The sequence below is a fragment of the Sulfurovum sp. bin170 genome (genome assembly GCF_010892395.1).
GTDB lineage: Bacteria > Campylobacterota > Campylobacteria > Campylobacterales > Sulfurovaceae > UBA1140.
Map to the genome: position 1 here is coordinate 1 of NZ_JAACKB010000181.1, position 13,173 is coordinate 13,173.

At 36.7% G+C, this 13,173-nt stretch carries 15 protein-coding genes; 8 read left to right on the forward strand and 7 right to left on the reverse strand.

The features are described from left to right. From GSY74_RS04210 to GSY74_RS04230, 5 genes are all read right to left on the reverse strand, one after another. Positions 1 to 805: DUF262 domain-containing protein (locus GSY74_RS04210; protein WP_164663858.1), on the reverse strand; the 805-nt coding region annotated here is incomplete at its 3' end. Between the two features lie 24 nt (positions 806 to 829). Then, complete coding sequence (gene trpD / locus GSY74_RS04215) at positions 830 to 1,807, reverse strand: anthranilate phosphoribosyltransferase (RefSeq protein WP_188108694.1); 978 nt, start codon at positions 1,805 to 1,807, stop codon at positions 830 to 832. Continuing rightward, positions 1,804 to 2,052, reverse strand: coding sequence for an RNA-binding S4 domain-containing protein (locus GSY74_RS04220; RefSeq protein ID WP_164663859.1), 249 nt, complete (start codon positions 2,050 to 2,052; stop codon positions 1,804 to 1,806). Before GSY74_RS04220 ends, trpD begins: the two co-directional genes overlap by 4 nt. A gap of 80 nt (positions 2,053 to 2,132) precedes the next feature. Then, positions 2,133 to 2,363 (reverse strand): hypothetical protein, encoded by a 231-nt coding sequence (locus GSY74_RS04225; RefSeq protein WP_164663860.1) that lies wholly within the window; start codon positions 2,361 to 2,363, stop codon positions 2,133 to 2,135. An 8-nt stretch (positions 2,364 to 2,371) separates the two neighbouring features. Continuing rightward, on the reverse strand, positions 2,372 to 3,565 hold the full coding sequence (locus GSY74_RS04230; protein WP_164663861.1) for a tetrahydrodipicolinate N-succinyltransferase N-terminal domain-containing protein: 1,194 nt from the start codon (positions 3,563 to 3,565) through the stop codon (positions 2,372 to 2,374). Positions 3,566 to 3,701: 136 nt separating this feature from the next. On the opposite strand from GSY74_RS04230, the gene GSY74_RS04235 reads away from it, so the two are divergent. From GSY74_RS04235 to nspC, 7 genes are all read left to right on the forward strand, one after another. Then, on the forward strand, positions 3,702 to 4,766 hold the full coding sequence (locus GSY74_RS04235; RefSeq protein WP_164663862.1) for a quinone-dependent dihydroorotate dehydrogenase: 1,065 nt from the start codon (positions 3,702 to 3,704) through the stop codon (positions 4,764 to 4,766). A 50-nt stretch (positions 4,767 to 4,816) separates the two neighbouring features. Then, complete coding sequence (locus GSY74_RS04240) at positions 4,817 to 6,076, forward strand: pitrilysin family protein (protein WP_164663863.1); 1,260 nt, start codon at positions 4,817 to 4,819, stop codon at positions 6,074 to 6,076. Then, entirely contained in the window at positions 6,073 to 6,969 is an 897-nt protein-coding gene (gene dapA, locus GSY74_RS04245; RefSeq protein ID WP_164663864.1) for a 4-hydroxy-tetrahydrodipicolinate synthase, read from the forward strand. Before GSY74_RS04240 ends, dapA begins: the two co-directional genes overlap by 4 nt. A 1-nt stretch (position 6,970) precedes the next feature. Then, entirely contained in the window at positions 6,971 to 7,750 is a 780-nt protein-coding gene (locus GSY74_RS04250) for an enoyl-ACP reductase (protein WP_164663865.1), read from the forward strand. Positions 7,751 to 7,816: 66 nt separating this feature from the next. Then, positions 7,817 to 8,371 carry a CDP-diacylglycerol--glycerol-3-phosphate 3-phosphatidyltransferase gene (gene pgsA / locus GSY74_RS04255; RefSeq protein ID WP_188108695.1) on the forward strand — a complete coding sequence of 185 codons (555 nt, stop codon included), beginning with the start codon at positions 7,817 to 7,819 and terminating at the stop codon, positions 8,369 to 8,371. A gap of 190 nt (positions 8,372 to 8,561) precedes the next feature. After that, the gene (locus GSY74_RS04260; protein ID WP_164663866.1) at positions 8,562 to 10,388 is read left to right on the forward strand and encodes a menaquinone biosynthesis decarboxylase; all 1,827 of its coding nucleotides are present in this window, start codon (positions 8,562 to 8,564) and stop codon (positions 10,386 to 10,388) included. Further along, positions 10,381 to 11,508, forward strand: coding sequence for a carboxynorspermidine decarboxylase (gene nspC, locus GSY74_RS04265; RefSeq protein ID WP_164663867.1), 1,128 nt, complete (start codon positions 10,381 to 10,383; stop codon positions 11,506 to 11,508). Before GSY74_RS04260 ends, nspC begins: the two co-directional genes overlap by 8 nt. 282 nt (positions 11,509 to 11,790) lie before the next feature. On the opposite strand, the gene GSY74_RS04270 is transcribed toward nspC, so the two are convergent. Further along, entirely contained in the window at positions 11,791 to 12,063 is a 273-nt protein-coding gene (locus GSY74_RS04270) for a hypothetical protein (protein WP_164663868.1), read from the reverse strand. A 3-nt stretch (positions 12,064 to 12,066) separates the two neighbouring features. After that, positions 12,067 to 12,744: a F0F1 ATP synthase subunit A gene (locus GSY74_RS04275; RefSeq protein WP_164663869.1), complete on the reverse strand. Its 678-nt coding sequence runs from the start codon at positions 12,742 to 12,744 to the stop codon at positions 12,067 to 12,069. A gap of 227 nt (positions 12,745 to 12,971) precedes the next feature. On the opposite strand from GSY74_RS04275, the gene GSY74_RS04280 reads away from it, so the two are divergent. Further along, positions 12,972 to 13,173 (forward strand): hypothetical protein (locus tag GSY74_RS04280; protein WP_164663857.1); only part of this gene is annotated, 202 nt, incomplete at its 3' end.

The following is a 13,173-nucleotide window of genomic DNA, read 5'->3' on the forward strand; positions in this document are numbered from 1 at the left end:
AGATATAAAAAACATTATCTATTGAGTAATTAATTTCATTAACACTTTTCTCAAACTTATTCCACAAAGATATAAAATTCTCCTCTTCCAATTCATTCAAAGCCATCTCATAGAGTCGAGCCTTAAAAATATCCGAATTTGATAGATTCAGTCCTCTATTATTAATAGTCTCAAATATAGTAAGAGCCTTCTCTCTAGCCTCTTTTGCTGTACCATCTCCCGTCTCTATAGGAAGTAGAGAGACATCGTAAAGTAAAAAATCAACAAAATTTTCAATCTTCTCATATTGACTCATCTCCTCTATCTCTGTATAAAAATAACAGAGATTTTGCATAAAAAGATTTTGCTCATCTATCTCTTTATTACATACATCACTATCCAAATTTAACTCTAAAACCTCTTTATAAAAATGAGAGTTCATAACATAGTCACTAAATCTTAATCTCTCATCTTTAATTTTTTTGCTTCTCTCATCTACTATCCAAATGGCATTTTTGATATTGCTATTTTCACTATCAAAAGCCAAAAGAACTTTTAGGAGAAGAAGAAGTGTTGTCAATCTCTGTTGACCATCAATAACCTCAAACACATCTCTTGATTCCACACTCCAAGCAAGAACAATATTTCCTAAAAAATATCCCTCTTTTTTCTCATTATAAAACTCTCTTTTTAGGTCTTCAAAAAGTTTTTTGCAGTGTTGAAGTTGCCATGAGTATGGTCGTTGATAGGGAGGAATAAGATATTGGCATTTTCCCATAAATATATTATATATAGATTTCTGCTCTGCATTTAATGTTAATGCCATATTTTCACCTTTTCAATATTATATCTATATTTTATTTGAAACCTTAGCTATCAACTCCAAATGCTCCTTCGCATCCCCACTATCAAGCCCATATCTAGCAACTTCAAATGCCTCTTGCATATCACGAACACTACCATTAACAAACAGAGCAAATCCAGCATTTAACACCACAATATCTCTCTGTGCTTGTGTGGATTTACCACTAAATATATTCTTTGTTATTAACGCATTATCAGTGGCATTTCCACCAAGTATCGCTTTCTTTGGAGCTAATTTAAATCCAAATCTCTCTGGCTCAATAATACCCCTAGATACTATATTATCTTGAACATAAGCAAATTGACTAGTCGTAGCCAAAGAGATTTCATCCATTCCATCATCGCTACTAACAACAAATGCTCTATCAACACCAAGTTCCACTAACGCTTCTGCCATTCGCTCAATATAATCAGGAGAGAAAACACCCAAGAGGTAATTTTTTGCTCCTGCTGGATTTGTCAATGGTCCCAAAATATTAAAGATAGTTCGATGGTCAATTGATTTTCTAATTGGCATAATATGTTTCATGGCAGGATGATGATTCATGGCAAATATAAAACAGAAACCTGTCTCTTCTAACATCTTAAGCTGTTGAATTGGACTAAGATTGAGATTAATCCCCAAAGTCTCCAACGCATCAGCAGAACCTGAGTTGCTTGTGATACTTCTATTTCCATGTTTTGCCACTACTGAACCGAATGAAGCTAGAAGGAGTGAAACTGTTGTAGAGATATTAAAGCTTCCACTCTTGTCTCCACCAGTTCCTACTATATCTATCGCTTGGTCTTGTAGCTCTTTTGATATTGGAAGTTTGATAGAGTGTTCACGCATAACCGATGCTGCTATGGCTATATCTTCAGAGGTTTCACCCTTTTTATATAGTTCTATCAAGAATTTTCTCGCATCTTGGGTAGATAGTTGATTGTTAAACAGTTTTTCAAATTTCTTTTTAGTATCTATCATAGCAACTCTTTAAAATATTCATCTTTTTGGCTTTTTGGGATAGTTTTCGTTGTAGGTACTTGCAAAACTTCGTAATGTTTAGCACCTTTTAGATATTCAATTGTGACCTTATCGCCGATGCTCACCTGTTTACTAGCTTTTGCTTTCATATCATTAACAAAAACCACTCCACTCTTTACCATATCTGATGCTACTGTTCTTCTTTTTATAACATTTACTGCTGCTAACCATTTATCTACTCGCATTTTTTGCTCCTTGGTTTTCGGAACCGATGGCTTTAGCCTCGCCAACTATTTCGGGGCTGAAGCCTCCGATTCCAAAAAAATTATTGTTTAAACTCTTGTTCTGCTTGATTGGCTACCATCACTCCAATCATGGAGAGATTGTCACCAACAATATGATTGGATTCTCTAAGCTCTTGGAGGGTCTGTTTAGCTTCTTTCATACCTGATTCAAACATTCCTGTATTAACAAGAGACTCCAAAGTATCTTTCATACTCTCTCCCTCTTCTCTCTTGGCAATTGCCAAAAGAAAAACTTGTTTAATTATATCCAACTCTTCCATTAGTGCAACTCTGCGTTAAGCTTAACTTCTCTAACACTTCTATTTACAACCATCTTACCTGTTGTTGAGTCTTGTCTAAAGTGAAGACCATTTAACCCTTGAAGTGCATCAGCTCTAAATATTCTATTATCTTCAAGATTTGCTTCAGGATTTGCCTCATTTATCTTAGCCAACTCATCAGCAGAAATCTCAACTTTTGTTCCTGCAAAGATAGCAACGCCACCATCAATAATACACGCATCACCAAGAGGAATACCACAAGTTGAATTTGCCCCAAGAAGTGTGTTTTCACCAATAGAGATAGGGTTGCCATCAGTTCCACTAAGCACACCAAGGATACTAGCACCACCACCAATATCAGAACCAGCTCCAACAATTGCTGAACTAGAGATTCGACCCTCAACCATTACAGAACCTAGTGTTCCAGCGTTGAAGTTGATGTACGAAGCCCCAGGCATAACAGTTGTACCATCTGCTAGTTGAGCCCCCATTCGAACCTTTGAAGCCTCCAAAATTCTTGTATTGTCAGCAGGGATGATGTGTTGTAAGAATCTTGGGAATTTATCTACAGAATCAACAGCAGGATAAGTTCCGTTTAGTTTCATCTCAATCTCATTCTCTCGCAGATACTCCAACTCATAAGGAGTGTTTCCAACCCATGCCACATTGGAGAGGATTCCAAATGCACCATTAAGATTCATACTTCTTAGCTCTACTTTATTTTGAGATAGAGCATATAACTTAAGATATACTGCCTCAACACTCTCTGGGTTCTCATCTGCAAATAGGAATGTGATTCTAAAGTTTTTAGCCAAATCTTCCATCTTTGATAGTGTTTTAATCACCTGAATATTTTTATGTACTGAACCTCTCGCCTCTCCCATAAACGGTGCAAATGCCAAGAGTGAATTTTTGACAAAATCATCATTGATTGTTGCTACAAACTCTGACCCAGAAAAATCAACGCTACATCCTGACTCTTGAAGAGCTTTTACATATACAGCCGCCGAACCAAAGTTCTCACCCCAGTTGATAAGACCATAGTTCGCTTGTAAAACTTTGTCTGCACTTTTCTGACCTCTATCAACCCTAGCGATACCAAATCCTATCGGTTTTCTATAACCCTCCCCACTCTCTACCTCTGCTACTAGTGCCTTAAACTCTTCTACTGAACCTACTGTTTCAATTGCCATATTTTTTGCCTTTTTTCTCTAAATTATAATTTTGTGATTATATCAGATTTGGCTTATTGTTTTATTTGGTTTTTTATACTAAAAGAGTAAAACAAATTCTGATATAATTCGTTCAATAAAATATTTGGAGTATACATTGTCACTTTTCTCTTATCAAACTATAAAAAAAATTCTTTTCAGGCTAGACCCAGAGACAGCACACTCTATTGCGGGATTGGGACTTCGCTCTTTGGCTTATGCCCCTAGTATAATGCGAATGCTAAAAAATCACTATTTTGTGAGCAATCCTGTTCTATCTCAAACTCTTTTTGGAAAAAAATTTCAAAACCCTGTTGGATTGGCAGCAGGTTTTGATAAAAATGGTGAGTATATTACAGCTACACCGATACTTGGATTTGGGTACACAGAGATAGGCACTATCACACCAAAACCACAAGATGGCAATCCCAAACCTCGTCTCTTTAGGCTAAAAGAGGATAGGTCAATTCAAAATGCGATGGGATTTAACAACCATGGTGCAGAGTATATGCTCAAACGACTCAACAAGCTCTACTTTTTTGACTATCCTATTGGTATTAATATCGGTAAAAATAAGTTAACGCAAGGGGATGAATCTTTGAGTGATTATGAGATGCTATTGCATATATTTAAAGATTATGGTGATTATATTGTTATAAATATCTCATCACCAAACACCCCTGGCTTAAGAAATCTTCAAAACAAGGAGTTTATCTTTGATATTTTCACAATGGCAAAAAAGATTACAGACAAACCCATATTGTTGAAAATTGCACCTGATATGGACGCAGAGGATGCAATTGAACTTTGTAAGACAGCAGTAGATGCAGGGGCTGAGGGGATTATTGCAACCAATACCACTGTCGACTACTCAGTTAGTAAAAATACAAAAGATTTTGGTGGAATCTCTGGAACTTTAGTTCGAGAAAAATCATTTAAGTTATTTCAAGCTATTGGAAAAGAGCTTTATGGAAAGACTACACTCATCGCTGTAGGTGGAATAGAGGATGCAGAGGATGCCTATAGACGAATCAAAGCAGGTGCATCACTGGTTCAGATTCTTACTATGCTTATATATAATGGTCCTAAAATGGTCAAAGAGATAAATGAGGGGCTGACAAAACTTATTGAGGCTGATGGATACTCTAATATCACAGAGGCTATAGGAGCTGATTATAGATGAGAATTTTAACTAAATTTATAACTACAACAATATTATTAACAGGGATTTTAATGGCAAATTCATTACCAACGCACTATACAAAAACGCTAGAGAATGGTTTAGAGGTGGTTGTAATACCGATGAAAAACAGGTCAAATGTTATCACAACAGATATTTTCTACAAAGTAGGAAGCCGAAATGAGGTGATGGGCAAAAGTGGCATCGCTCATATGTTGGAGCATCTAAACTTCAAATCTACAAAGAACCTTGAAGCTGGTGAGTTTGATAAGATAGTAAAATCAAAAGGTGCAATAAACAACGCATCTACAAGCTTTGATTACACTAGTTATTTTATCAAATCTTCTTCGCAAAACTTGCCAACTTCTATGGAGCTTTTTGCTGAACTAATGGAAAATCTGAACCTAAAAGATGATGAGTTTCAAGTAGAGCGAAAAGTAGTAGCCGAGGAGAGACGAGTACGAACAGATAATCCACCTATTGGTTATCTCTATTTTAGACTTTTTAACACACACTATGTCTCTCACCCATACCACTGGACACCAATTGGTTTTATGAATGATATTCAGACATGGACGATTGAGGATATTAGAGAGTTTCATGAGAAGTACTATCAGCCTAACAATGCGATTTTGGTAGTCACTGGTGATATAGACAAAGAGTCTGTATTCAAAGAGGCAGAGGCTAAATTTGGAAAGATTAAAAACAAAGTTAAGATTCCAGAGTGTAAACCTGTGGAGCCTTCGAGAGATGGTAGCATACGACAGGTTATATATAAAGATAACAATACAGTAGATACCATCGCTATTGCCTATCCTATTCCCAACTTTGAACACAAAGACCAAGTGGTACTCTCAGCCATCTCTGAGCTTATGAGTTCAGGTAAAAGTTCAAGATTACACAAAGAGCTTATAGATAACAAACAGATGGTCAACACCGTTTATGGTTATAATATGGAGCTAACTGATGATGGTATATTTCTATTTATGGCGATAGCCAATCCAGATATTAAGATAGAAGATGTGGAAAAAGAGATACTTGAAGAGATAGAGAAAATCAAAAAAGGTAGTGTGACCAAAGAGGAGTTGGATAAAGTTAAAATCAACTCCAAAGCAGACTTTGTCTATTCTCTCGAAAGCTCTTCAGATGTCAACTCACTATTTGGAAGCTATCTAGTGCGAGGAAATCTAAAACCTTTACTTGAATATGAAGAGAATTTAGATAAAATTACGCCTGAAATGGTCACAGAGGTAGCAAAAAAATACTTCAACAACGACCTAGCTACAACACTAATACTTAGGAAAAGCAGATGAGCAATTTAATCACAGGTGCAACAACAGCACTGATTACACCATTCAAAAATGGTACACTAGATGAGGCAACTTATGGAAAACTAATCCAGAGACAGATTGACAACGACATAGATGCTGTCTGTCCTGTGGGAACAACAGGAGAGAGTGCAACGCTCACTCACGATGAACACAAAAGATGTATTGAGATTGCAGTAGAGGTCTGTAGAGGAACCCAGACAAAAGTACTTGCAGGTGCAGGAAGCAATGCAACACATGAGGCGATAGATATTGCAAGACATGCAGAGGCTTGTGGGGTTGATGCGATATTTTCTGTGAGTCCATACTACAACAAACCGAGCCAAGAGGGGCTATATCAACACTACAAAGCGATTGCAAAATCGGTAGAGTTACCATTTATGCTCTATAATGTACCAGGGAGAACAGGTGTAGATATAGAGGCTGATACGGTATGTAGACTCTTTGATGATGTAGAGAATATTTTTGGAATCAAAGAGGCGACAGGCTCTATAGAGAGAACCGTTGAGCTTCTAGCCAAGAGACCTGACCTCTATGTTTTCTCTGGTGATGATGCTATTGATTACCCAATTCTTGCCAATGGAGGAAAAGGTATCACTTCAGTTACAGCCAATCTACTGCCAAAACTAAAAGCAGAACTGGCTCATACGGCACTAAGAGGTGAGTTAAAGCAGTCAAAAGCGATTAATGATATGCTCTATCCTGTGAATAAAGTACTTTTTTGTGAGAGTAATCCTATCCCTATCAAGGCGGCAATGTATATCGTAGGGCTTATTGATACCTTGGAGTATAGACTTCCTTTGGTTGCACCAAGTGTTGAAAATATGGATTTGATTGAAGATGTTCTAAAGCAGTGTAATTTCGAGGGTATGAACTAATATGTCTAGCAACAAAGGTAAAACAGTTGTTATAACTGGTGCAACAAAAGGTATAGGTAAAGCGATTGCAGAGAAGTTTGCACAAGAGGGTGTTAATGTTGCTTTTACTTATAACTCAAATGAAGAGATTGCTAACGAGATTGCTACCTATTTGGAGACAACTTACAAGATAAAAGCTAGAGCTTATCCTCTTAATATTTTAGAACTTGATGAGTTTAAACCTCTATTTTTAGCCATTGATAAAGATTTTGACCGAATAGACTTTTTTGTATCCAATGCTATGATTTATGGTCGTCCTGTTGTGGGTGGATATGGTAAATTTATGCGTCTAAAACCTAAAAAAGGTCTAACCAATATCTATACTGCAACTGTTGGTGCTTTTGTCTGTGGTTCACAAGAGGCTGCAAAACGGATGGAAAAAGTGGGTGGTGGAAGCATAGTTACTATGAGTTCCACGGGAAATCTAGTATATATCGAAAATTATGCAGGTCATGGAACAAACAAAGCAGCCGTGGAGGCGATGAGTCGTTACGCTGCTGCCGAACTTGGAGATATGGGAATTCGTGTCAATGCGGTAAGTGGTGGTCCCATTGATACAGATGCTCTAAAGGCTTTTACAAACTATGAAGAGGTCAAAAATGCTACTATAGAACGCTCTGCTGTTAATAGAATGGGGACACCTGAGGATATTGCTTCATCGGTCTATTTCTTATGTAGCGATGAGGCATCTTGGATTACTGGTCAGACGCTTACTGTTGATGGTGGGACTACATTTAAATAATATCAGATTGGTATAAAACAAAAGGGCAAACACATCGGTTTGCCCCTACAAAGGAACAACCCAAAAATGGATTCTTCAAAAATCGTAAATATTCCAAATATATTAGCATTTATTCGACTACTTTTAGCACCTGTCATGTTTTTTTTCCTAGTCAACCAAGATGCAGAGATATTTAATGGCATTCACCCCTCATGGTTAAACTACACAGCAGCTTTTATCTTTGTACTAGCATCTGCCACTGACTTTTTTGATGGCTATATAGCTAGAACTTTTAATCAAATCACTACTATGGGCAAGATTTTAGATCCACTAGCAGACAAGATGTTAACATTTGCTGGATTTTTAGGACTTATGATGATTGGTTCTGCATCCCCTTGGGCTATCTTTTTTATTGTAACTCGTGAACTATTTATCACAGGACTTCGTGTATCTGCGGTGGCTGAGGGAATTGACATATCTGCGTCAGTGATGGGCAAAATTAAAACTGTTGTACAGATGATTGCCATTGGATTTCTGCTTATGGGTTGGTATGGTGGAGAGGCTCTACTCTGGATAGCTGTTGTGATTACACTCTACTCTGGGTATGAGTATGTTAGGGATTTTTTTAAGAATGTACATTAAAATAGCATATGCGTCTACTAAATTGATGTTGCTGTTAAATAAAATTCAACATTTAAGATATAATACCCAAAAAATTTAACTGTAGCGTGAGCACTCCTGCCACTAAAAATATTTAACTTCTTGCAAAACTAGAAAAGAAAAACTTTAGTTTTCTAAGAAAGATATTCAATAACAGTTTTTGGAGTATTATATGAACGATGTCATACAATGGCTAAAAGAGAACGGTAATCTAAAGATTATAGACGAACCACTAGATGTAGAGCTAGAGATTCCACATATCGCCTACATAGAGGTCAAAAAAGATGACTCACGCCCCCTACTCTTCACAAATCCTATCAATCGTAACAAAAATATAGAGTATGATATGCCTGTACTTATGAATATTTTTGCAAACAAGAAGCTCACTCAAAATATATTTGGAAAACATCCTGACAGGGTAGCTGAGGGGATAGATAAGTTACTAAAGTTAAAACCACCTGAGAGTTTTATGGCAAAACTAAAGATGATTCCTGAACTTTTTGCTCTAAAAAATGTCTTTCCAAAACGACTAAAAAGTACAGGTGCGTGTCAGCAGTTGATTGTCAAAAAAGAGGATGTAGACTTAGACAGACTGCCTATCCTAAAAACATGGGAAGAGGATGGTGGAGCTTTTATAACTATGGGGCAGGTCTATACACAGAGTCTTGATGGGGAGATGCAGAACCTTGGGATGTATAGACTACAGCAGTATGACAAAAACCATCTTGGAATGCACTGGCAGATACACAAAGATGCTTCTCACTTCTTTGACCAGTATCAAAAAGCAGGGAAAAAAATGCCTGTGACTGTTGGGATTGGTGGTGACCCTCTCTATATATGGTGTGGTCAAGCTCCTATGCCTCATGGGATGTTTGAGATGTTGCTCTATGGATTTGTGAGAGGGAAAAAAGCTAGACTTGTTAAATCTATGACCAATGATATATATATTCCAGAAGATGTAGATATAGTTATCGAGGGGTTTGTTGACCCAGAAAAGATGAAGATAGAGGGGCCTTTTGGTGACCATACTGGATATTATACTCTTGAAGAGCCATATCCTGTGATGGAGATAGAGACCATAACCATGAAAGAGAAACCTGTTTTTCAAGCAACAGTTGTGGGTAAACCACCTCTTGAAGATAAATATATGGGATGGGCAACAGAGAGAATATTTCTGCCGATGTTAAAACCAATGGCTCCTGACCTTATTGATTATTACATGCCTGAAAATGGAGTATTTCATAACCTAATACTTGGAAAAATGAAAACTTTATATAAAGGTCACGCACAGCAGTTTATGCACGCCTTTTGGGGAGTTGGGCAGATGAGTTTTGTGAAACATGCTATATTTGTCAATGAGGATGCTCCAGAGCTTCATGATGATATGGCTATTACAGAGTATATTCTAAATCGTCTTGACCCTGATAAAATTTTAATTACCCAAGGGATAATAGATGCTCTTGACCACACAGCAAACGAAACGCTAGTTGGTGGAAAGCTAGGGATTGATGCTACTGGTAATATAGTTCAAAGTGCTGTAGAAAAGCCACTAGAAGATAGCGAACTTCTCAAAAAAATGCAAGAGATATATAGCTCTACTGTGGATTTAAGACAATATTTTACAGAGACCAAAAACCCTATCTGTATCGTGACTATTAATAAAACAAAATCAGTCAAGAGTGATATTGAAAAACTGTTTACGCTTAAAAAACATATCAAAGTATTAATTATTGTTGATAAAAAGAATAATGATATAGATGAACCATATATGTTGATTTGGCGTGTGGTTAACAATATAGATGCACAGAGAGATATAATAACTAAACCAATAATCGTTGTTGATGGAACAAATAAAAGCGAACTAGACGGATTTACGAGAGAGTGGCCAGGGGATACTTTTTGTACTAAAGAGGTGCTTGATAGTCTGCAAGAGAGAGGCTTAATAGATATAGATAGGGCGTTTATCAAGAAGTTTGGACTTTTGCCATTTAATGATTAATTTTAAAACACCTTATTGGCTACTAGAAGAGACTCTACTAGAGAATAATCTAAAGATACTAGCTAATATAAAAGAGCGAACAGGAGTAAAGATACTCCTCGCCCTAAAAGGTTATGCTCTATGGCAGAGCTTCCCTCTAGTCTCTCAATACCTTGATGGCTGTTGTGCTAGTGGATTGCATGAGGCAAAGCTATCTGATGAGAAGTTTAAAAAAGAGCTACACACCTACAGTCCTGCATTCAAAGAGGAGGATATAGAGGAGATAGCAACTATCTCAAAGCACTTAATTTTTAACTCTCCATCACAGCTTAGGCGATTTTCAACTTTAGCAAAAGAGTATAACTCCAAACTCTCAATAGGTCTTAGAGTCAATCCAGAGTATTCAAAATCTCCTGTTGAGCTATATAACCCTTGTGGTCTCTACTCACGGCTTGGAACTACTATTGCTAATTTTGATGAGACTTTATTAGAGAGGCTTGATGGTTTACATTTTCATGCTCTTTGTGAGCAGGACTCTTCTGCTCTTGAAAAAGTACTGGAGGCTTTTGAAGATAAGTTTGGCAAATATCTAAAAGATATGAAGTGGGTAAATTTTGGAGGAGGTCACCATATTACTCGAAAGGGTTATGATATAGAAAAACTCATAAGTATATTAAATGAGTTTAAAAATAGATACCCTCACTTACAAATCTACTTAGAACTGGGTGAAGCAGTCGGGTGGGAGACGGGAACGCTTGTCTCCTCCGTGCTTGATATAGTTCATAACGGTATAGACATAGCTATTCTTAATACTTCTGCTGAAGCTCATATGCCTGATACCATTATCATGCCATATAGAGCAGAGGTGAGGGGTGCAGATGAGGCAGGTAAAAAATCCTATACCTATCGTTTAGCAGGAAATACATGTCTAGCAGGTGATGTGATGGGAGACTACTCTTTTGATAAACCGTTGGAGATAGGTGATAGAATCATCTTTGAAGACCAAATGCACTATACAATGGTAAAAGCTACCACTTTTAATGGGATTTCAATGCCTTCTATTATTATCAAACGAAAAGATGGTAGAGTTGAGGTTGTGAAAGAGTTTGGGTATGAGGAGTTTAGAGATAGATTATCTTAGGATATATCCCCATATTTTTAATCTAATACTTAAAAAGTTTTATTGAATATAGATTTTTCAAAACTCTTTGGAATCGGAGACTTTAGTCCCGAACAAGACGAGGCTAAAGCCCAATGCCAATGAATTAAGCTTTTTTTTGAATCAAATAATTCGGGTGTAAACACGCCGATTCCGTAAATGAAGATTGTATATACGGAACCGATGGCTTCAGCCTCGCTAATTCATTGGCATTGGGCTAAAGCCATCGGTTCCTAGTTTTGCAAGATGTCTATTGAATAAAAATTAGTAGTTATTTTTTTGTGCTACAAGCTCTTCAAGTAGTTTAGTATGCTTTCTTAACTCTCTTAGTTTCTCTTCACGCATCAGAAAATACTCTATAAGAAGTACCATAAAAAGACCAGGCAGTGACCCAAGAAAAGAGCCAAAAATAGCATAGATAATTCCAATACCCAAAAAAGAGAAAAATAGAGCCGATGCACCGATAAGGGCAAAAGCCCAAGATGCACCCAAGAGAAAGTTGATGAGCAGACTCAAAAGTGGAGAGGGTAGTCTCATCTGCTAATGATCGTCACTCATTAGTACAGCACTTGAGAGGTAAACATAGATAAGAATCATAAATACAAAAGCCTGTAAAAACGCCATAAAAGTAAGAAGTACATATGGTGCTATCGGTATAAGAAATGGAGTTAACATTAAAAGTACCCATAAGAAAAGGTCATCACCTTTGATATTTCCAAAAAGTCTAAATGAGAGAGATACAATCCGAGATACATGTGATAAGATTTCAATTGGAAACATCAGTGGAGCAAGTGCTGGAACTGGTCCCATAAAATGAGCAAAATATTTCTTAACACCATTCTCTCTAATACCTTCATAGTTGTAGTAGATAAATACCACTATAGCCAAAGGCAAAGTAACATTGATGTTTGAAGTTGGAGACTCAAACCCTGGAATAATACCAATAAGGTTTGAAATCACTACAAAAAGACCAACCGTTGCCACTAGTGGTAGATATTTTCTTGCCAACTCCTCACCAACTGTATCTTTTCCCATAGAGATTACTCCATCAAGGAAAGCTTCCATAACATTTTGAGTACCACCTGGTACAGCTCTAAATTGCATAGTAGCATATCTAGCTAGTACTAAAGCAAGTCCCATGACCAAAATCAAGTGAGCCATGACCATACCTATACCGTGACCAGTAAATACACCTAAAAAAGTAAATACACCTTCCATATGTCCGTCCTATATTGTTTATAATTTTGGGGATTATAGCTTAGAACGGCTTAGTTTTTCGTTATAAAAGTTATAAATATGGCTTAATAAAACATAAGAAAACAATTGAGTACTTTAGTTACATCAAATTCCTAATTCTTGCCAAAACACTTTTAACCTTCCCCTACTTCAGAACCTAAATTTATATTTTTTGGCTATAATTGAAGATAAATTTAAAAAGGGTAATTGTGACTATCCAAATAGAAAATGACTTATATCAAGAACTCGTAAAATATGGGGTTGATATTCAAAGTGAATTAAAAAATATCCTCAATAATCTTTTAAAACAAAAAACTTATACACTATCAAAAGAAGAGATAGCTAAAACAGTTGAGAACTCTCAACGAATAGAGGGGTATGAACCTGCTTCTAAAGAGATAAAAGATAGAG